Source organism: Acinetobacter sp. FY731 (assembly GCF_059515905.1).
This window is the reverse complement of record NZ_JCAKNB010000003.1, coordinates 323,645-344,983: the sequence shown is the minus strand read 5'-3', so window position 1 is coordinate 344,983 and position 21,339 is coordinate 323,645. Positions and strand designations below refer to the sequence as shown.

Annotated in this window: 18 protein-coding genes and 3 pseudogenes; 17 read left to right on the top strand and 4 right to left on the bottom strand. The window is 35.0% G+C overall.

What is annotated here, in order from left to right; translation table 11 throughout:
* Positions 1-98: 98 nt before the first annotated feature.
* The 15 genes and pseudogenes from AC5YC8_RS05820 to AC5YC8_RS05750 all read left to right on the top strand — a co-directional run bounded on the left by AC5YC8_RS05820 (position 99) and on the right by AC5YC8_RS05750 (position 16,653).
* Complete coding sequence (locus AC5YC8_RS05820; RefSeq protein ID WP_496163862.1) at positions 99-974, top strand: recombination directionality factor; 876 nt, start codon at positions 99-101, stop codon at positions 972-974.
* 76 nt (positions 975-1,050) lie between these two features.
* On the top strand, positions 1,051-1,284 hold the full coding sequence (locus AC5YC8_RS05815) for a helix-turn-helix transcriptional regulator (protein WP_496163861.1): 234 nt from the start codon (positions 1,051-1,053) through the stop codon (positions 1,282-1,284).
* Positions 1,285-1,694: 410 nt separating this feature from the next.
* Positions 1,695-2,561, top strand: coding sequence for a restriction endonuclease (locus tag AC5YC8_RS05810; protein WP_496163860.1), 867 nt, complete (start codon positions 1,695-1,697; stop codon positions 2,559-2,561).
* Positions 2,558-5,815, top strand: coding sequence for a DEAD/DEAH box helicase family protein (locus tag AC5YC8_RS05805; RefSeq protein ID WP_496163859.1), 3,258 nt, complete (start codon positions 2,558-2,560; stop codon positions 5,813-5,815). Before AC5YC8_RS05810 ends, AC5YC8_RS05805 begins: the two co-directional genes overlap by 4 nt.
* Entirely contained in the window at positions 5,815-6,897 is a 1,083-nt protein-coding gene (locus AC5YC8_RS05800) for an Eco57I restriction-modification methylase domain-containing protein (protein ID WP_496163858.1), read from the top strand. The genes AC5YC8_RS05805 and AC5YC8_RS05800 overlap by 1 nt, the downstream gene beginning before the upstream one ends.
* Before the next feature lie 491 nt (positions 6,898-7,388).
* Positions 7,389-7,535, top strand: a pseudogene (locus AC5YC8_RS05795) (IS5/IS1182 family transposase); the annotation flags it as partial.
* Positions 7,536-7,773: 238 nt separating this feature from the next.
* Positions 7,774-8,028, top strand: a complete 255-nt coding sequence (locus tag AC5YC8_RS05790; RefSeq protein WP_496163857.1) for a TIGR03643 family protein — start codon at positions 7,774-7,776, stop codon at positions 8,026-8,028.
* 429 nt (positions 8,029-8,457) lie between these two features.
* Complete coding sequence (locus tag AC5YC8_RS05785) at positions 8,458-9,012, top strand: lipocalin family protein (protein ID WP_496163856.1); 555 nt, start codon at positions 8,458-8,460, stop codon at positions 9,010-9,012.
* Between the two features lie 144 nt (positions 9,013-9,156).
* A complete protein-coding gene (locus AC5YC8_RS05780; protein WP_496163855.1) occupies positions 9,157-10,137 on the top strand; it encodes an acyl-CoA desaturase in 981 nt (326 codons plus the stop codon).
* Entirely contained in the window at positions 10,137-11,432 is a 1,296-nt protein-coding gene (locus AC5YC8_RS05775; RefSeq protein WP_496163916.1) for an NAD(P)/FAD-dependent oxidoreductase, read from the top strand. Before AC5YC8_RS05780 ends, AC5YC8_RS05775 begins: the two co-directional genes overlap by 1 nt.
* The gene (locus tag AC5YC8_RS05770; RefSeq protein ID WP_496120168.1) at positions 11,425-12,219 is read left to right on the top strand and encodes a DUF1365 domain-containing protein; all 795 of its coding nucleotides are present in this window, start codon (positions 11,425-11,427) and stop codon (positions 12,217-12,219) included. The genes AC5YC8_RS05775 and AC5YC8_RS05770 overlap by 8 nt, the downstream gene beginning before the upstream one ends.
* Positions 12,216-13,412 carry a class I SAM-dependent methyltransferase gene (locus AC5YC8_RS05765; protein ID WP_496163854.1) on the top strand — a complete coding sequence of 399 codons (1,197 nt, stop codon included), beginning with the start codon at positions 12,216-12,218 and terminating at the stop codon, positions 13,410-13,412. Before AC5YC8_RS05770 ends, AC5YC8_RS05765 begins: the two co-directional genes overlap by 4 nt.
* 35 nt (positions 13,413-13,447) lie before the next feature.
* Entirely contained in the window at positions 13,448-14,227 is a 780-nt protein-coding gene (locus tag AC5YC8_RS05760; protein WP_496163853.1) for a DUF1295 domain-containing protein, read from the top strand.
* A gap of 8 nt (positions 14,228-14,235) precedes the next feature.
* Positions 14,236-15,285 carry an SAM-dependent methyltransferase gene (locus AC5YC8_RS05755; protein ID WP_496163852.1) on the top strand — a complete coding sequence of 350 codons (1,050 nt, stop codon included), beginning with the start codon at positions 14,236-14,238 and terminating at the stop codon, positions 15,283-15,285.
* A gap of 42 nt (positions 15,286-15,327) precedes the next feature.
* Positions 15,328-16,653 (top strand): sensor histidine kinase, encoded by a 1,326-nt coding sequence (locus AC5YC8_RS05750; protein WP_496163851.1) that lies wholly within the window; start codon positions 15,328-15,330, stop codon positions 16,651-16,653.
* 44 nt (positions 16,654-16,697) lie between these two features.
* Here the strand turns inward: AC5YC8_RS05750 and AC5YC8_RS05745 are convergent, their stop codons facing one another.
* Genes AC5YC8_RS05745 through AC5YC8_RS05735 form a run of 3 tightly spaced genes read right to left on the bottom strand, consistent with a single transcriptional unit; the run spans position 16,698 to position 18,450 of the window.
* Complete coding sequence (locus tag AC5YC8_RS05745; RefSeq protein ID WP_496120176.1) at positions 16,698-17,384, bottom strand: response regulator transcription factor; 687 nt, start codon at positions 17,382-17,384, stop codon at positions 16,698-16,700.
* A 17-nt stretch (positions 17,385-17,401) separates the two neighbouring features.
* Positions 17,402-17,902 carry a chalcone isomerase family protein gene (locus tag AC5YC8_RS05740; RefSeq protein ID WP_496120178.1) on the bottom strand — a complete coding sequence of 167 codons (501 nt, stop codon included), beginning with the start codon at positions 17,900-17,902 and terminating at the stop codon, positions 17,402-17,404.
* Positions 17,872-18,450: a nuclear transport factor 2 family protein gene (locus AC5YC8_RS05735; protein ID WP_496163850.1), complete on the bottom strand. Its 579-nt coding sequence runs from the start codon at positions 18,448-18,450 to the stop codon at positions 17,872-17,874. The genes AC5YC8_RS05740 and AC5YC8_RS05735 overlap by 31 nt, the downstream gene beginning before the upstream one ends.
* A 144-nt stretch (positions 18,451-18,594) precedes the next feature.
* Between AC5YC8_RS05735 and AC5YC8_RS05730 the strand changes: the two are divergent.
* Positions 18,595-19,572 (top strand): annotated as a pseudogene (locus AC5YC8_RS05730) (IS5 family transposase).
* Positions 19,573-19,693: 121 nt separating this feature from the next.
* Here AC5YC8_RS05730 and AC5YC8_RS05725 read toward each other — a convergent pair.
* Positions 19,694-20,271: pseudogene (locus tag AC5YC8_RS05725) on the bottom strand (Fic family protein); the annotation flags it as partial.
* A 49-nt stretch (positions 20,272-20,320) separates the two neighbouring features.
* On the opposite strand from AC5YC8_RS05725, the gene AC5YC8_RS05720 reads away from it, so the two are divergent.
* Positions 20,321-21,262: a lysophospholipid acyltransferase family protein gene (locus tag AC5YC8_RS05720; RefSeq protein WP_496163849.1), complete on the top strand. Its 942-nt coding sequence runs from the start codon at positions 20,321-20,323 to the stop codon at positions 21,260-21,262.
* The last annotated feature ends 77 nt before the right edge of the window (positions 21,263-21,339 follow it).

The following is a 21,339-nucleotide window of genomic DNA, read 5'->3' as shown; positions in this document are numbered from 1 at the left end:
TGTGACATCCCAAAAGAAACGATCTGGTTGCAAGGCAAAAGAGTCATGTTGTCAAAACATATCTGAAATGAATAAAAAATTAATACGAGGACATATTCATGATTAAAGGTCTAGCCATTACACCACCAATTTTAGGGCGTATCAGTATTGGTCGAGTAGTCGAGAAAAATGGAAAACGACTCCCTGAAAAGGATGATCAATTTACCATTACCAGTCAGATCCAAAATAAAGAGGGCTGGGTGAAACATCCCTTAGATGAACAACTTCGTGTACAAGCACCGAATCAAAAACTTCGCAGTATCCCAGTGCGAATGCTATTTAATGATCCTGATTTGAACTTGCGAGCAGCGTACACAATGTTTGACCGTCAGACAGGGCGTCCTGTCTGTGTGGGAAATGGAGAAACTTGCCAACGTTTAACAAATCAAGGAACAGAGCAACATCCATGTCCATCTCCTGATCTGTGTGCTTTAGCACAAGGTGGGCATTGCAAACCTTATGGACGTTTATATGCCAATTTAGATGAGTCGGATGAGATGGGGAGCTTTATTTTTAGGACGACTGGATTTAACAGTATTCGCACTTTGGCAGCACGCCTACGTTACTACCATGCAGCTTCAAATGGTCTTCTTTCATGCTTGCCACTGCAACTCACATTACGAGGCAAAAGTACCACACAAAGTTATCGCCAACCTGTGTATTACGTCGATCTGACTTTACGGGATGGAACAGACTTACAGTCTGCGATTCACACAGCACAAGAGATCAATAAACAAAGTCAACAAGCTGGCTTTAACCAACTTGCCTTAGATCAGGTGGCACGAGAAGGATTGGCCAATGCACAATTTATACAAGAGTCGATGGAGGTATTTGATGAGTTTTATCCAGCTGAACAACAGGATCAATCCACAACTGAAACCGTACATGTAGGTTTATCACAACAACTGAAACAATCGGTTCAGCAGGTGAGTTAAGGGCACTAATTTTTTACGGAAGTTCCTATTCATTTGAGCGAACAACCGCTCGCATCAATGATTAGGAGAAAAGCTCATGAATGCGCTTATCGGTCAAACATTTCAAATGAATCAACTCATCAATATTAAGCAGGTTGTAGAAATTGTAGGCGTAGCACGTTCTACAATCTACGAGATGATGGATGAAAATTCCCCGTATTATGATCCGACTTTTCCGAAGAAAGTTAAAATCACACAAAACCGCATTGGTTGGTCAGCTTGGGAAATCCATCAGTGGATTGAAGATAAGTTAAAGAATAGGGAAGGATAAGGGGGAGCTTTCGCTCCCTTATTTTTTTTGTTTTTTAGTAAACAAAGTTTGATTTTTAGCATAGCATTTGGTCAGCCTCGACAAGGAGATCTGATAGTAAGATTTCAGGATGATTAGCAAGAAATTGAACAGTTCTCAGAGTTTTGGTTTGATTTGAGGCCGCCATTAGTTTAAAACAGCTGACCATGATTTTAAGATAGCGGATCATTCGCGTTATGGTAGTATGTCGAAAAGCACAGGGATAGAAGAGTAGCTCAATAATTTATCCCTTATTTGCTGATACAATTCGTTTAGATTGCTTTTCATATTATTAAAAAATGTGATGCAATTCAATATTTTAAGTTGCCCCCGTTTGATTGATTTCTATGCAAAAATTAAGTCCAGATAATTCCAATCATAATTACAAGTTCATGGCTGATATTTCAGAAAATGAAATGAGCCGCCAGCTCCCTGAAATTCTCGATATACTCTTAATTGATCGAACATTATCAACGCTTAGATCGAAGAAAAATATTATTTGGGCGAATGAAAATTACAATAGCTATGGTCAAAATTATGTTCCTTCTGCCCAAATTAAACCAGAACTCATTACGGGTGAAAAGGGAGGTATTATTAAACCACGTGCTTTAAAAACACGTGAGCTTCAGAAGTTGCGTACTAAGTCAAAAGCAGAAGTTTTTACGCCTTTATGGGTTGTTAAAAAGCAAAATGATGTGGTTGAGCAAAATTACTTAAACGATGATATTGAAACGTATGTGAAGCGCAAATGGTTAGAAATCGCTTGCGGTGAAGCCCCTTATATAGCTACACGTTATGACATGGAAACAGGGAGAGAAATTTCACTTCATGAGCGTGTAGGTTTTGTTGATCGTAAATTGCAACGAATTAATAGGGAAATAGATGATAAAGCAGAATGGCAGAGACTTGTTGAAGAAGCTTATAAATCGAGTTATGGGTTTGAGTGGAATGGAGACTCACTGTTATTAGCACGTGAAAATTTACTTTATACTTATAAAGATTACTATTTTTCTAAATGGGGGTATGAACCGACTTTAGGGTTATTAAAAAATGTCGCAGAAATAATCAGTTATAATATATTTCAAATGGATGGTCTAAAATATATTGTTCCTTTATCAGAGAAATTTGAGCTAATTAAGCAATTGAATCTCCCTCTTGGAGGAGAACAAGAAGAATGGATTAAGCATTCAGGTAAGCGTGTAAAGATTATGAATTGGGATAAACAAAAGATGGAATTTTTTGATAAGGGGTTAAAATGAAATCAAATCTATCAGTGGAAATTAAAACAACTAAAACAGTTTATCCGCAAATTTATGCTTATATCACCCCTAACTACGCTAAAAATGACGGGTGGATAAAAATTGGTTATACGGAAAAACAAAATGTAGATGACCGTATTAAACAACAAACTCAAACAGCTAGTCTAGATTACGAAGTTTTATGGAGTGAAGCTGCAAAATTTAATATTTCAGATGAATGGTTTAAAGATAAGCAATTTCATGCTTATCTGCGTACATTTAAAAAGATTGAACAGCGTGAGTCTACTGAATGGTTTTTTTATAATGGTTCACCAGGAAAAGCACTTGAAGATCTTAAAGGCTTTAAAAGTAGAAAATATGATCAAAGTCATCAAAAATTAACGTATAAATTGCGAGCAGAGCAGCAGGCAGCCGTTGAGCACACCCTTGCTTATGCTAAAAATAATCCACAAGGAAAATTTCTTTGGAATGCGAAGCCTCGTTTTGGCAAGACGCTAACTACGTATGATTTTGTGCGTCAATTCGATGCTCATAAAGTATTAATCGTTACGAATCGTCCTACAATTGCCAATTCATGGTTTGATGATTTTGAAGCTTTTATTGAATGGCAAACTGATTTTGCTTTTGTCTCAACAAGTGATTCTTTGAAAGATAGACCTGTATTGACTCGTGAAGAATTTCTTGCCCAAACAGCTAGTGGCAAGAAACGTATTATTGCTTTTATTTCTTTGCAAGATTTAAAAGGGGCGATCTCATTTGGTGGGTGTTACGATAAATTATCATGGGTAAAAGATTACGAGTGGAATATATTGGTTATTGATGAATCACATGAAGGTGTTGATACATTTAAAACGGATATCGCATTTGACAACATCAATCGTAATTTTACATTGCATCTTTCAGGCACACCATTTAAAGCGGTTGCCTCGGGTAAATTTATCGAGGAGGAAATCTATAACTGGACATATAGTGACGAGCAGCAAGCTAAGGCTCTATGGGATGATCCTGAAGAAAATAACCCTTACGAAAAATTACCTCGTTTAAATTTGTTCTCATACCAAATGAGTCAAATGATTAGCGATACAGTCAATAAAGGCGCTGATATCGATGGTCAGAATATAGATTTTGCATTTGATCTTAAAGAGTTCTTTGAAACGGATGAAAAAGGTAAATTTGTTCATGAAGCTGATGTGAATAAATGGTTAGATTCACTTACCCGCAATGAAAAGTATCCATTTTCAACTAAAGCATTAAGAGATGAATTAAAACATACCTTTTGGTTGTTAAATCGAGTTGCAAGTGCTAAAGCTTTACAAAAGTTACTTAAGCAACATCCAGTCTTTGAGAACTACGAAATTATATTGGCTGCTGGTGATGGGCGTACTAGTGATGAAGATGACCAAACCATCAACCAAAATTCACTTCACCGTGTGCGTGAAGCAATCAAGACTAAAGAAAAAACGATTACCTTATCTGTTGGGCAATTAACCACAGGCGTAACTGTTCCGGAGTGGACAGCTGTGCTTATGTTATCCAATATGAAATCACCTAGCTTATATATGCAAGCTGCATTTCGGGCACAAAATCCATGGACATATACAGTAGATGGAGAAGTAAGACAAAAAGAAAATGCTTATGTATTTGACTTTGCACCTGAACGTACTTTGATTATTTACGATGAGTTTGCAAATAATTTATCGAATCAAACCACGAACGGTGGTGGTACAAGTGATGATCGTAAGAATAACATCAAAATTTTACTAAACTTCTTCCCTGTTATCGCAGAAGATCATGAAGGGAAAATGGTTGAGTTAGATGTTGAGCAAGTTTTAACGATACCTGAAACTCTAAAAGCACAAGAGGTCGTTAAACGTGGCTTTATGTCTAATCTCTTATTCCAAAATGTGTCGGGTATTTTTGCTTCACATGAAGTACGAGAAATTTTAGAGCAACTCAATCCTGTAGATACAGGCAAGGTTATGCCACGTCAAACTGATGAACCTATTAATACACAAAATGTTCAAGTAGATGAAGAAGGTGATGTTGTTGTTTCACATGAGATCGTGGTTGCAAAAACGGAAGCACATTTTGGTGAAAAAGTTTATGCTGACGTTACAGCGAGTGTCGAAAATATTACTAATACAGCAAGTCCGAATTTAGCTAGTGCAGTCGCAAATTCTTTTAAAGATAATGCACAAGATGCTGTCAAAGAACTTGCCAAAGAACAGGGATTATCTGCAAAAGTTGCTGAAGCAGTGGTTCAACAATCAGCCAATGCTATTGCTCGTGAAGTTGAAGTTGTACAAAAACATGCAGAGATTAAGCTGAAAGAAGCTGAAGTTGAGTACACAAAAGTAGTGTCTCAATCTCAAAATAATTTTTCTCAAGTTGAAGCTGCAAAAGCTAAATATGAAGAGAAGAAACAAAAAATCGAAGAGACATTTAAACAGGAGATTCAACAAACTGTTGCAACCAAGACACAGGAATTAGCACAACAAACAACACAGGTAATTCTTGAAAAAGCGGAAGAGAAAAAGAAAAACTATGTTGAAGATGATGTTCGTGCTCGTTTACGTGGATTTGCTCGAACAATTCCTTCATTTTTAATGGCGTATGGAGAGGAGGACACTACCTTAGAAAACTTTGATAGTACTATCAAAGACAATGTATTTAAAGAAGTAACAGGAATTACCTTAGAGCAATTTAGAACCTTAAGGGATACATATCAGTTCTTTGATGCTATGGTGTTTAATCAGTCGGTGCAAGAGTTTTTGAAGAAACGTTGTGAATTGGCAAATTATTTTGATGAAACGCAAGATGAAGATATTTTTGACTATATCCCACCACAAAAGAACAACCAAATTTTTACGCCTAAAAAGGTGGTGAAAATGATGGTGGATCAATTGCAGGCAGAATCTCCAGATTTATTTAAAAGTTCTGATAAAACCTTTGCTGATTTGTATGTGAAATCAGGTTTATATTTAACAGAAATTGTAAAACGGTTATATGTGGGGTTGGAAAATGAAATTCCAAATTCAGAGCAACGTTTAAAGCATATCTTGGAAAACCAAATTTATGGTTTTGCCCCAACAGAAATTATTTATCGTATTGCCCGTAACTTTATCTTTGGTTTTGATGAACAGGCTAAAAATATCAGTGATTCACATATTGTTTGTTTAGACACGACGCCTTTTGCAAAAGGGGAAGGTGATTTTGCAGCTAAATGTGATGAATTGTTTGGAGAGAAAAAATAATGAAATTTGATGTTGTTGTGGGAAATCCTCCATATCAAGCATTATCATCCGTTAATAATAAACAGGATGCTGTTTATAATTACTTTTATGATTTAGCTGCAAAAGTAAGCTCAAAATATTGTTTAATTTCACCAGCTCGTTTTTTATTTAATGCTGGTTTAACAGCAAAAGAGTGGAATCAGAAAATGCTTTCTGATATGCATCTTAAAGTTGTATATTACGAACAAGATTCGGCCAAAGTATTCCCTAGCACTGATATTAAAGGCGGTGTAGTTGTTCTTTATAGGGATATAGCTTATGAATTTGGAGCGATAAAACATTTTATTCCTAATGAAAATTTAAGGAAATTAGCTTCTAAATTTGAAGCTAGTCCGGAAAAAAACTTACCCTCAATTATGTTTGGTGGTCGTTCGGATTTAAAATTTAATGTGTTGTTTCTAAAGGACTATCCAGACTCACCTAAAAGACGTCTTCTACAAATACAACGTAAACATCCTGAAGTATTGGTTTTAGGTGCAAATGAAGAATATGAATTAAAGTCATCAACTTTCGATTCTTTAGATTACGTTTTTTTAGAGAAGGAACCTATTCAGTCGCAAAGTTACTGGAAAATACTAGGTTTATATAAAGGGGAAAGGACTTATCGTTGGATTCTTAAAAAATATATGACAGCTAGATATCCATTAGAAAATAATTTAGAAAAGTTTAAAGTTTTTGTACCTAAAGCAAATGGAAGTGGTGTGATAGGTGAGACACTAAGTACTCCTGTGGTTGGAAAACCATCCGAATCGGCAACTCCGACCTTTATTTCTATTGGGGCATTTGATACAGAAATCGAAGCTATTAATTTAATTAAATATTTAAAGTCTAAGTTTTTAAGAGCACTGCTTAGTATTTTAAAGATCACACAAGATAATCCTCCCTTAAAATGGGCTCATATTCCATTGCAAGATTTTACTGAAAGTTCTGATATTGATTGGAATCAGTCTATTCCTGAAATTGATCAACAGCTTTATGTGAAATATGGTCTTTCGCAAGATGAAATTGATTTTATTGAGACAAATGTAAAGCAAATGGAATAATTAATTTCAAAGCAGATTAATTTTCAATATCTTTTACTTAAATGGGTAGTATGGTATTCGGAATAATTTTTACAGGAATAGGTTACTAAAATTTCGCATAGTTATTTTTAGTATGATTTTAATTGTGTCGAATATTCACTGATTTGAAAAACCGGTTAGACAAAAGAATGGCTGTTACTTTTAATTGATTTAATTAATGAAGTTATGGAACATGTAAAGGGATAAGTAATTAAAACAGTATTTTTTGATCCTGAGCAGTCTAAGCTAGTAAATTATCGGCGAATTAAAAATAAATAGAGAAGACTATGGCTAATGCCATAGTCTTCTCTATTGTGTGGGTAATATTGGGTAATATTCTAAAGTTTAAATTTTTTTAACAACTAGATTTCATTAAAGAATTTGGGTGAGTTCAATTGTCACCACCTCAAAAAATATAAGATAAACTTAAGTTAAGTGATATGTAAAAATTTCAAATAAATTAACTTAAATGTCGAAATTTAGTGAAAATCAAGATGCATTGCATCAAATTATTAGGCGATAAATGAGCAGCAAGGAGCTTTCCGAGTCAGGTGAATGAGATCCATGCACGTATAGCCGTATTGAACAAATTTACAGAATTAGGTCGTTCTTATACCTAAGTTGTCACTTGAGTTTGGCTCAATTAGTGGAGTATTGCCTTTCAAATCTTTGTGCAACAAAGCCGTTTAAAATAAGTAAATATTAAAAATAATCACAAAAAATTCATGCCGATATTTGTATGCTTTCAGCGAATCTAAATCGATTCAAATTTTATAAGTGAGTTGATGAAATTTATTGCAGCTTAAGGGGCGCATAAAATCAGCTTTTACTATTTTTGTGACTAAAGATGAGAATGAAGTGAATCAATTTTCTGAACAAGACTTATCAAGAATTATAGAAATGGCTTGGGAAGATAGAACCCCTTTTGAAGCCATCCACCGTGAATATGGTTTAAATGAAACGACAGTAATCAGCTTAATGCGGAAAAACTTGAAAACGTCGAGTTTTATAATATGGCGTAAAAGGGTTGCTGGACGTAAAACTAAACATTTGCAGTTACGTTCGCCAGATGTAATTCGGGCTTATTGCTCAAGACAGTATAAACGGTTTTAAATATTTGATTTTAAGTGTTGTTGAGTTTGGTTATTACATCGTTAAGGAAAATATCCCACTTCCTTGCAGCAGCATAGCCATTTGTTTCAACAGCTCAATGTGCGAAAGTAGCTCATTCAGATATTTTTTGATAGACGTTATTGCTTCATCATTTATCACTTGTTAACCCAACTGAGATGATACTGATGATGGAAGGTGGATATTGCTTACTTTAAAGTTGTTCAATTCATTGAATACAGTATTCAGATTTTATTATTTAGTCAGCGACGTATGGAATAACAGTTGTAAATGATGCATAAGGTGATTTTAAGCGAGAAGTCAGCCTAGCGTATTTCTAATCCAATACTACTGAATCAAATTATGTAATCTTCACGTTTTGTTCACATCTACCTACGTTATCTTAGATACATAATTAAAGAAGGCTTTAAAATGAATATTCTATCAAAGGTAATTGCGGGTACAGCATTAGGGATTAGCTTAAGTCTATCAACTGCTGCTCAAGCAGAAACAAGTGCGCCCCAAGCAGTAAACAAAGTTGATATTCAGCGTTATGCAGGTCAATGGCATGAAATTGCCCATTTACCTATGTATTTTCAACGTAAATGTGTTGCAAACACCAAAGCACAATATACAGTTAATCCTGACAAAACTATGACTGTATTAAACAGTTGTAGTACTAAAGATGGTGGAAAAATTAACTCGGAAGGTGTGGCTTATTCTCAAAATGAAGGGAATAGCAAACTGAAAGTGAGTTTTTTACCTAAAGGCTTAAGATGGATGCCATTTACGAAAGGTCATTACTGGGTTCTTCGTATAGACCCTGAATATAAAGTTGCACTTGTAGGTGGACCAAGCGATAAATATTTATGGATTTTGTCGCGTGATGCTCAAATTGATGATGTGACATATCAGTCTTATTTAAATACTGCAAAGCAATATGGTTATGATGTTGAGAAATTGATTAAAACTCCACAACAACCTTAATTTGTATAATTTTCTCTTTTATAGGCCGAACTCATGTTTTTTTAGTTCGGTTTTTTTATTTCAGACTTTCGCTTCACATAAAATTCATCTTTTCATCACTAAACTTATGAAAATGAACACAACAATTTGAACTAGGAATGATTCATGTTGAATAGTCTGATGCGATGGATAGATAGTTGGTCGATGCCTACATCTATACAAACCATTTCAGCTGGAAATGCAAAAATTCAATGGGTTCGAATTATTCCATTTATTTTACTGCATTTAGCTTGTTTGGCTGTGTTTTGGGTGGGTGTGTCGTGGTTTGCGCTGTGTTTTATGCTAGCGTTTTACATCATTCGCATGTTTTCAATTACTGCATTTTTCCACCGATATTTATCGCATAAAACATTTCAAACTTCTCGAGTTATTCAATTTATATTTGTCTTAATTGGAACAATGAGCGCACAGCGTGGACCTTTGTGGTGGGCAGCACATCATCGCTATCATCATCGTTTTACAGACACAGAGCAGGATCCACACTCATCGACATATGGTTTTTGGTACAGCCATGTGGGGTGGTTCTTAAATGACTATAACTTTGCCACGCGTAAAGAAGTAATTAAAGATTGGTTGAAATATCCAGAACTTATTTGGCTAGATCGGTTTAGTATGCTTGTGGTGTTACTGACTGCGGGCTCAATTTATCTATTGGGTGAGTGGTTGGCTATTGCACATCCTCATCTTGGAACATCGGGCTTACAACTTCTGGTTTGGGGTTTTGTTGTATCTACAGTTTTGCTAATTCATGCAACTTTATGTATTAATTCTTTGGCACATCTTTATGGTCGCCGTGATTTTGATACTCAAGATCAGAGCAGAAACAATTTATTTTTATCCATTATTACTTTAGGTGAAGGTTGGCATAACAATCATCATTTTTATGCTGGAAGTACACGCCAAGGTTTTTATTGGTGGCAAATTGATGTGACTTATTACATTTTAAAAATTATGTCTTGGTTTGGTCTAGTTTGGGGAATGAAACCAATTCCTGTACGAATTTACGAAGTAAGTAAGATTTCTCAAAAGAGAATACTTAACAAAGACACGACAAGCATCAAAAACAATGAATCTGGGGAAGTATGATGAAAATTGCCATTATTGGTTCAGGAATTTCTGGATTGTATGCCGCTTTGAAATTAAGCAAAACTCATAAAGTCACGGTGTTTGAAAAAAACTCATATTTTGGTGGGCATACAGATACGCATAAACTCAATATTAACGGTGAAAAAGTTTCCGTAGATAGCGGATTTATTGTTTTTAATGATCATAATTATCCGCTGTTTAGCCAAATGATTGCGGAGCTTGGCGTAGAAGCCCAAAGCAGTAATATGGGATTTTCTGTAAATAATCAAGTGACGGGTTTGCAATATAATCCTTCAAAAAAGTTTTCTTTATTGTGTCGTCCACAAAATTTTCTCAATGCCAATTTCCGCAATATGCTGTCGGATTTATTTAAATTTTATGCAGCGAATAAAGACCTTGATTTAAGTAGTTGCGATGCAGATTTAAGCATTGAAGAATATTTAAATAAAAATGCTTATAGCGAAGCATTTCGTCAAGAACATCTGTATCCAATGTGTGGTGCGCTTTGGTCTTGCCCGCCAGAGCAAGCAGGAGAAATTCCATATAAATTTGTTGTGAGCTTTTTTCAGCACCATAGAATGCTTCAACTTAAAGATCGACCATTATGGCAAACTGTGAAAGGTGGTTCTGCGACCTATGTTCGTGCAATACAAGCACAATGTAAAAATATTCAATTTAAACAAGTTGGTGTGACTTCTGTTACACGTTTAAAAGATGAAGTGTTAATACAAACAGATGATGCAACGGAACAATTTGATTGGGTTGTTTTTGCCAGTCATGCAGATGACACGCTTGCTTTAATGCAAGATGCGACAGAACTAGAACAAGATGTGCTTAGGCATTTCAAATATCAGAATAATCGCATGGTTGTGCATTGTGATACGAATATTATGCCGAAATCGAAGCGACAGTGGGCAAGTTGGCATGTTCATGTGACTCAAAGTAAGTCGTCAGAGCAAACGCCATTCCAAAACTCGAATATCCATTACGGTTTTAGTTATTGGATGAATAAGTTGCAGAATTTAAAGTGCAAAACACAAATCTTCTCAACGCTAAACCCAAACTTCGATATAGATACGAAATATATTTTTGTAGAAAGACATTATCGACATCCTGTATTTGATGCAAAAGCTATTGATGCTCAGTCACGTTGGATGGAAATTAATGGGCAAAATCGAAGTTCATTTTGTGGTGCATATTGGGGTTGGGGTTTTCATGAAGATGGTGCACGTAGTGCTTCTTGGGTGGTAGATGACATTCTTAAAACTACACAAGTAGTAGCATCACATGCATAGATATAGTCTGGCAATTGCACAAAGTCATATTCGGCATAGACGTTATTTGCCAAAGTCACATGAGTTTTCTGCGCAGCTCAAATATCTATGCTTTGACCCAGATAAAATTGAGGAATTTAGTCAAAAATCATGGTTATGGTCAATAAAGCGATGGAATGTTTTGACCATAAATGAACATGATTTTTTAAATATTGAATCGGGGAATATTCGTCAGAAAGTTCAACGAATTTTACTTAAAAACAATGATTTTATTGTTAAGCCAGATATGGAAATTCGAGTTGTAGCGTTACCTCGAACACTCGGTTTTCGCTTTAATTCTGTTGTGTTTTATGTGGTCTTTGATAATGCCAAAACACCTTGCTTTGTATTAAGTGAAATTACCAATACACCTTGGAATGAACGCAAAGTTTATATTCATGACTGTCGTGAAAATGCAGTGCAGAATTCCTCATATCAAAGTCATCAATTCGAATTTAAAAAAGAGTTTCATGTTTCACCATTTATGCCGATGGATTTAGATTACCGCTGGCAATTTAGCTTTTCTGAAGAGCAGACCATCATTCATATGCAGTTGTTTCAAACGGGTGTTTTACAGTTTGACGCAACCATGCAGTTTTCATTACAGCCCATCACACTTCCTTCACAACAGACGCATTATGCTATTTCAAGTGTGCTGGAGCCATTCAAAATGGTGATAGGAATTTATACAAATGCCTTTCGTTTATGGAAGAAGAAAATTCCTTTTTATCGGCACCCTAAAAAAGACAATGGAAAGATTAAACTATGAAGACACTTGTTATGAGTGAATCAGATTCACTACCAGTTGTTTTACGTCATTTACTTAAATTACGTCATGGTCAAATCATATTTAAAGGGGTTTGGAATGGCAAGGTTGGTGAACAAAGTGATTTAAAGGCTGTTATTCATGTTCACGATAAAAAATTGATTGAATTGTTGTTTCGTAATGGTGTGTTAGGTGCAACAGAAGGTTTTATTTCGGGATATTGGACAAGCGAAAACTTAGTTGAAGTGGTTCAGATTTTGGCACGCAATAGAGATGTGCTTGATCGAATGAATCAAAATGTATTTTCTAAAGCAAGCCAATTGTTTTTGAAGGCTTGGTACAGCAGTCGTAAAAACTCAATTGAGGGAAGTCGTAAAAATATCGCAGATCATTATGATTTAAGTAATGAATTTTTCAAATTATTTTTAGATCCAAGCATGATGTATTCAAGCGCTGTTTTTAAAGATCCAGAGATGACTTTAGAGCAGGCTTCAGATTATAAAAAAGAACTTATTTGTCAGAAACTTCAACTAAAACCACTCGATCATTTAGTTGAAATTGGTAGTGGTTGGGGCGGCTTTGCAATTTATGCGGCACAGCATTATGGCTGCAAAGTGACGACTATTACAATTTCGCAAGCACAATACGACGAAGCTGTTAAACGTGTAGAAGAAGCAGGTCTTTCACATCGTGTTGAAATTCAGCTTAAAGATTATCGTTTGTTAGAAGGTAAATACGACAAACTAGTTTCAATTGAAATGATTGAAGCCGTTGGAGAACAGTATTTATCAATCTATTTCAAACAGTGTCGTCAACTGCTCAAACCAAATGGTCTTGCACTTATTCAAGCTATTACCATTGAAGATGCCCGTTATGAAAAAGCGCTAAAAACCATTGATTATATTAAGCGTTATATTTTTCCAGGTAGTTTTATTCCATGCATTAGCATGATGACTCAAGCAGCATCTGAACAAAAATTACGTTTAAAACATTTAGAAGATATTGGTCAAAGTTATGCACAAACATTGCATTATTGGCGTGATGCATTCCTTGCACAACGTGAACAAGTTTTAGCTCTCGGTTTTGATGAAGACTTTATTCGCATGTGGGATTTTTACCTGTGTTACTGCGAAGGTGGTTTTAAAGAAGGTGTGATTAGTGATGTTCACTTGCTGTTTGAGGCAAGTTCTTATTAATGCATTGGCTAAATCAGATGAATCGGGAGTAGCGCATGTTCATTAATTTTATATGGCTCAATATTTTTCTGATGCTTTGTGCTTGGTTATGGGTGAGCTATAACAAACGTGCAGGTTTAGTTGATGTAATTTGGGCATTTGGTATTGCACTTAATGTAATTTTAGCATCGCTAATATTTGAAACAGCACCGCTTATTGTTCGAGTATTTTTAGCTGTTGCAAGCGGAATATGGTTTCTTCGATTAGCTTGGCATTTATTACGTCGTTATTTTTATGAAGCTGAAGAAGACACCCGTTATGCCAACATGCGCCGTGCAATGGGTAAATATCAACATCTTGGTTTTTTAGCTTTCTTTTTATTCCAAGCAGGGCTAATTGTTCTTTTTTCTTATCCAATGTTGGCATTGTTAAATATACCAATAGAGCAGTGGAATTCATCAACCACAATTTACCTTGTAATTGCTGCAATCATTATGTCGGTGGCATTTTGGGGTGAAAGTTTGGCAGATGAACAATTGTATCGCTTTAAACAAAATCCTGAAAATAAAGCGAAAACAATGGATCAAGGATTATGGCATTATTCGCGTCATCCTAATTATTTTTTTGAATGGTTACATTGGTTTGCTTATCCAGTTATTGGTTTAGCGGCTGGTGTATATAGTCTTTGGATCTATCCAATTCTAATGTTGTTGTTTTTATATTATTTGACAGGCATTCCATTTAGTGAACAACAAGCCTTGAAACATCGTGGTGACAATTACAAAGATTATCAAAGACGCACTTCTATTTTTATTCCGTGGCAACCCAAAGAGTAGGTAAACAAATGGATTTTATGATTCAACAAATTTTAAAGCTAATTGAAAGTGGAAAAATTCCAGATCAAGCAATTCGTGCTGCAATTCGTACATTAAGTAAAAAGCGTCTTACTCAAGAAGGTCGTTATGATCCTGAACTGGCTGCAAAGCGATATATGGAAGTTTTACACATGCTTGAAAGCAGTGAAATTGCCATAGAAACAGATAAAGCCAATGAACAGCACTACGAATTGCCAACTGAATTTTTCCAAGCAGTTCTGGGTAAGCGTTTAAAATATAGCGCAAGTTTATTTAATAAGGCATCTACGACCTTAGATGAAGCAGAAGAGTTTGCTTTAGCAACGTATTGTGAACGTGCACAATTACAAGATGGACAAGCGATTTTAGAAATTGGTTGTGGATGGGGTTCGCTCAGTTTATGGATGGCGGAGCATTATCCTAATGCGAAGATCACCGTCGTTTCAAACTCTTCAACACAGCGTACTCATATTCAAGAACAGGCACGCCTGAAGAACTTTAATAATTTGATGGTAATTACTTGCGATGTAAATGTTTTAGAACTTGAAAAAGCATCTTTTGATCGTGTTGTATCGGTTGAAATGTTTGAGCATGTGCGTAATTATCAAAAGTTATTTGAAAAGATTAGCACTTGGCTAAAACCCGATGGTTTACTTTGGTGTCATATTTTCTGTCATCGTTTTTTACATTATCCATTTGAAATTAAAAATGAATATGATTGGATGTCTAAGTACTTCTTTAGTGGAGGTCTAATGCCATCAACATCTACCTTCTTGCATTTTCAAAATCATTTACAGCTTGAACAGCACTGGCAATGGTCAGGTCAGGCATATGAGCGAACAGCAAATGCTTGGTTAGATAATATGGATAAGCAAGAACAAAGTCTTAAACCGCTATTTGAAAAGACTTACGGTAAAGATGCTCAAGCTTGGTGGCAGCGTTGGCGTATTTTCTTTATGGCATGTGCTGAATTATTCGGTTTAGATCAAGGTCGCGAATGGGTAATTGGTCACTTCTTGTTTAAGAATAAAGCGGTATAATCATTAAATATTTTTATTAAAAATCAATGGAGAGATGAGTTTATGTTGAAGCTATTTCGCAAAAAACGTGCTCATCCCTTAGGTGAGGTTTTTAATAGATATTACTGGTTACAAATAGGATTTATTGCACTTTCAGTTGTGATTGGTATTGCGTGTAGTGCGTGGGTGATTAAAGGAACATTGCTAAAAACTGCCTTAGAACAGGAAATGGCGCATTATTGGGAGCGTTTGGAGCGGAATCCGAATGCAGATTTACCCGATACGAAAAACTTATACGGGTATCGTTGGGAAAAAGACGTACCCGCTAAGTTTCAAAACATGCATTTAAATTATGGTGTAAGTCGTTATTTTATTGATGGTAAAGACCGTATGACTGTGTATGGAGAGCGTAATGGTCAGCATGTTTTTTTAGTCTTTGGTGAAAGCAACGTTAATAAGCTTGTTTGGTTATTTGGTCTTGCACCACTTATGGTTAGCTTATTTGTTTTATATAGCTTGCTTTGGTGGTGGAACCGTAGAGCAAGACGCTATTTTTCTCCAATTACACGTTTAGCCAATGCTTTAGATAATATTGATTGGGAACATCAAAATAAAGAAGCATCTCCATTTCAAGGCATTAGTACAGATTCCAATATGGAAGCTGAATATTTAAAACAAGCTTTGGAAAAATATCATCAAGTTTTAAGTGAGTTTATTAACCGTGAACGTGAATTTACGGGAGATGTAAGTCACGAGCTAAGAACACCACTGACAATTTTAAAAGGTAATGTGCAGTTGTGTCAGACGCGTTATGGCGAAAGCAAATCGTTTACACGGTTGCATAATACAATTGAAGATATGCAATTGTTGGTAGATACACTTTTAGCAATTGCACGAAATACAACAAATACATTGGTGGCTGAAGAAGCAAGACTTTCAGACTTTTTAAATGACCTAGTTCAAGATTTAAATTCTTCAAGTCAGCTAAAAGGCATTAAAATTAATTTGAAAATTGATGAAGATGAAAAGCTACGTAAAATTTATCCATCTATGAGCAAAATGGTGTTTGGAAATATTTTGCGTAATGCCTTAAATTATTCTCAAGGTTCACAAATAGACCTTATTTTACAAAAGAATAAAGTTCTTATTGCAGATAATGGCATTGGTATTCCATTACCAAATGATGCAAAAGTGCAGGAGTTGTCTGGACTTCAATTGCAATTAGAGGTTAAAGGTCATGGAATTGGTTTACAGTTGGTGCAAAAGCTTTGTAAACAATTAGGCTGGCGTGTTGAATTGTTTGATCGTCAATATTATTTACATACACATCATGATTTAGATTTAGAAAACACCACAGGTTTAATTGTGGTTGTGTATTTGAATCAATAGAAGATAGTATTTGAAGTGATCTACAGTTTTAATCAGCTATAGATTTAAGTTTCTGTAGAAATTTTTAGTCCAACACCTGAAACTGTCTGAATTAGTTTTTGCTCAAAAGGTTTATCAATCATTTTACGAAGGTTATAAATATGACTTCGTAAAGCATCACTTTCAGGTTCTTCATCGCCCCAAAGTTCCATCATTATTTCTTGTTTAGTTAAGATATTTGGTGCATTTCGTACAAGAAGTTTAAGCAATTTGAACTGAATAGGTGGCAACTCAATCACTTGCCCAGCTCGATTTACATATTGGCGCGCAGGGTCTAAAATTAAATCTGAAATTCTAAGTTCACGATTTGAAACTTCACCTAATGAGCGTTTAATTAAAGCTTTAACACGCATCACTAATTCATTAAAGTCAAAAGGCTTAACTAAGTAATCATCTGTACCAGATTTAAAACCTTTCAGTTTGTCATCTAAAGTGTCACGTGCTGTGAGCATTAATACAGGAATATCCATACTTTCTTGATTACGCAACCATTCACACAAATCATAGCCAGAACCATCAGGTAGGTTAATGTCTAGAAGGAGCATGTGATAGGGACGTTGTTTTAGTAAATTACGTGCTGCATCTAAATTACGTGCATGATCGACCACAAAATCATGTTCTTCTAAAAATTCACATAATGTAGATGCTAATTCGTGATGATCTTCGACCATAAGAATAAAATGCTTTGACATAAATTTTGCTTCTGCACTTAATTTAACAATTGTTGTTTTAATTTAGCACTAAATGGCGCTTTGCCGAGCCAAATTACGAAATATTGTTGGATTTGTTGATCTTTAATTTTACCCAAAACACGATTATTTAAAGATAATATTAATGTTTGATTTGTATGAACGTAAGATAATTTATATACATCACCTTTTTTTACTGGACGATAAAGTGCCGTAACTTGGTGAAGTACTGAATCATCTTTTAAGTTATTCATATTTTTTTTCAGAAAATGCGTTGCAGCACGCTTAAAAGCCCATTCAGGAATATTTTCAGTATAGTTAAATTCCATCTGAATATTTTGTCCTAACCAAGGCTTATTGCAATTTTCAGCTGCGTAAGTTGCTGTACCTACAATTTTTTTACTCACAAGTAATTCACCATTACCACACTGTTTTTCAGTTTTTGCAAAGCTAGGCATACTGATAGCGGAGGCTATCAGTATGCTAGAAATTAAGGTGATTTTTTGAAAGGGAGTAGCCATGAGTAAGTACCTCCTACATACGGTAATGAACGGTATAAGCCATCAGCTGGATCCCAGAAATCTTGCTGGAAAATAATTTTATTATTTTCATTAATTTTCATTTCACTAATACCATGAGATGCCATAGTGCGAGTTGTACCAAAAAAATTGAAGTCATACACCATAGACCAATGTACGTATGCTGAATCTTGATAATATGAAGTGTTAAGAAGCTTAACCGTTACATTACTAACGCGTTTATTCATGCCTTTGAAGTGCTCAACTAAGTCACTACGCGATGAAAATTGTGACAAAGTATCATTGATAAAGAGTTGCTCTGAATACAAACGACTGGCTTTTTCTACAAATTCTGGCGTACCCAGAGTATTAAAAGTCGAAGTAAATTGGGTGCCTATATTTAATGTGCTTGCTTCATTTAACATTACACCTTGGATATTGGCTCTAGCTTTTGCATACTCAGATGAGTAACTCGGAATACTTTGACATCCTGCTAAAAATAAGAGCGGTAAGAATAAGGCTGTTGCCATTATTGTTTTTACAAGTCTCATGATTACTGTCCGTATTAAGATTATGTTTATACTTTAGGCAGCATGCCGTGAAAAGAATGTGAAAATAGAAGTTATAGATGAGAAATTGAAGGCTTTATTGCACAAGCCAAGCCTAGAAGGTTTATTTAGCCATATAATTTCAATATGAATAAACCTACTCCTAAAATCTATGGCTCAACTAACAGGTCTTCCTATAATCGTGCCCTCATTAACCGAGGTAATATTTCCATTTGGTTTGATCCAAACAATCAATGGTATGTACAACCACAAGGCAAGCAAGGTCGAAATCAAACTTACTCTGATACTGCTATTCAATGCTGTTTAATGATTAAATCTTTATTCAGACTCTCTTTACGTATGGTCACAGGTTTTGTTCAAAGTCTAATTAAACTGTGTGGATTAAATTGGACAACTCCGAATATCAGCGATATTCGTACAGTAGGCTTTGTCGAAGACAAAAACATATTGATATCGCGATTAGCTATCAAAAAAATAGTGATGGATTACATCTACTCGTAGACTCAACTGGCTTGAAGTTTCTAGATGAAGGTGAATGGAAACGTAAGAAATATGGACCTGAATATCGTCGTCAATGGCGTAAGCTTCATATTGGGATCGATGCTGAAACCCTTCAAATACGTGCACAACTCACGACAAATAATGTGAGTGATTCGCAAGTACTCGGTGATTTACTTGCTCAAATTCCGTTAGATGAACGAATTGATTCGGTCTATACCGACGGTGCTTATGATACGAAGTACTGTAAACAAGTCATTTTAGATCGAGATGCACATGCGATCATTCCGCCAAGAAAAAATGCAAAACCATGGAAAGATCAACAAGTAAGGTCTATAGAGCGGAATGAATTACTAAAAACAGTGAAACGTTTAGGAAGAACGTTTTGGAAAAATGGTCTGGTTATCATCGTCGAAGTTTGGTTGAAACTAAGATGCATTGCATCAAATTATTAGGCGATAAATTAATAGCAAGGAGTTTTCCTAGTCAGGCAAGTGAGATTCATGCACGCATAGCTGTATTGAATAGATTTACAGAATTAGGTTGTCCTCTCATACCCAATTGTCACCTGAGTTCTGTTCAAATGAGCAGAGTGCTGTCTTTTAAGTCTTTGTGCAACAAAGCCAGCCATCCAACGTTAGGATTTGAACTTGGGTACTGTTTTTAACACGCATGAATCAAATATAAAATGCAATATTATAACATTATATTTTATTCACCGTAATGCTCATTTTTTCAATTTATATTTCTGTTTTGGACTCTTTGGTTTATCAGGGAGAGTCCGTTCAAGTAAACCAGCTTCCAATGCGGGATTTAAATAATTTTTTTGAAATGTTGCACGGTGTGATAAATCTAATAACGACATGAGTTCACTCAAGCTATATTCTTTATGCTCCATCTTTTCAAAAGACGCTTAACTGAATCGCTAACTTGAGCGGTGTCTTGGTCGCTTGCACTAGATGCCACAATAGCATCTAGAATCATTTGTAAAATAAATTCGATAAATGGTGCAGAATCAGTACGGTCTGTGCTTGCTTGAAGTGCATCATAGTACGCTTTTTAATTTTGGTAGATTAAGCTTTCAATAGGAATATTCAGAAAAATAGGATTCCATTGACTCAAAATCAAAGTTTGCCATAAACACTCCATACGTCCATTTCCATCAGCAAATGTATGTATGAACTCAAATTCATAATGAAAAATTGAACTTTTAATCAAAGGGTGTTCGTAATCAGCAGCCAACCAATGCAATAAATCGTTCATTAAACGATTGACCTGATTTGCAGGTAGAGCCATATGTACAACTGACTGACATATATGTCATCATTTATATAACAAATATACATGGGTTTTTATGAAAATCTCACCAAGCAAAAGCCTTTTTTATTATTTATTAATTTTTATAAGTAGCCAATCAATCTATGTTTTACGTATTTTTTCTAATTTTTTAGCAAGATTAGTTAACTTATTAAAAATAAGTAAAACATCACAAACCATTAGATTAAATGTAAATATTGCTTTTCCTGAACTAAGTAAAACAGAACGTGAAAAAATTATTCAGAAAGCTATTCATAATGAAATAACTTCTTATTTTGAGTTTTTTAGTATTTGGGGAGCCAACTCTAAAAAAAACCTAGCTCGTATTTCAAATATATATGGAGAAAACTTGCTAATACAAGCTTTAAAAAAGAAACAAGGGCTTGTACTTCTTCTACCTCACTTTGGTACTTGGGAAATTCTAACCACTTATATTTCTCAATTTACTGAATTAACAATCATGTATCAACCTGTAAAAAATCAAACAGCAGATCATTTTTTACGTCAAGCACGTAGCAGAGAACCTGCAAACTTAGTTCCAACAGATGAAAATGGTGTTCGACAAATTTTTAAAGCTTTAAAAAATAATGGTGCAACTATAATTCTTCCAGATCATAGTCCACACCATCTAAGTACTTTGATTCCTTATTTTGGCATACCACTTTCATCTAGTAATCTTAGTTCAAAGCTTATTCAAAAAACAAAAGCCAAAGCATTGTTTTTATATGCAATGCGTAACAAAGAGGGGGGATTTGATATACATATCGAAACGATAAATGAAGCCATATATACAAATTCAGCTAATAATGGCACTACCATTATTCATCAAAAACTAGAAAGTCTTATTAAACGCCATCCTGCACATTATCATTGGAGTTATAAACGCTTTAAAGCCAATCCTAAACTGTATGATCTTTACAATATTCCACATGAAGAGGCTCTTAATAAAATTAAAGAAAGTCGCTCTCTAAAAATCTAAGGATATTTAATCAAACAGAAACAATGATTAAAGTTTAATCAAAATCAAGCTTTACTGTTAATTATCAATAAACCATG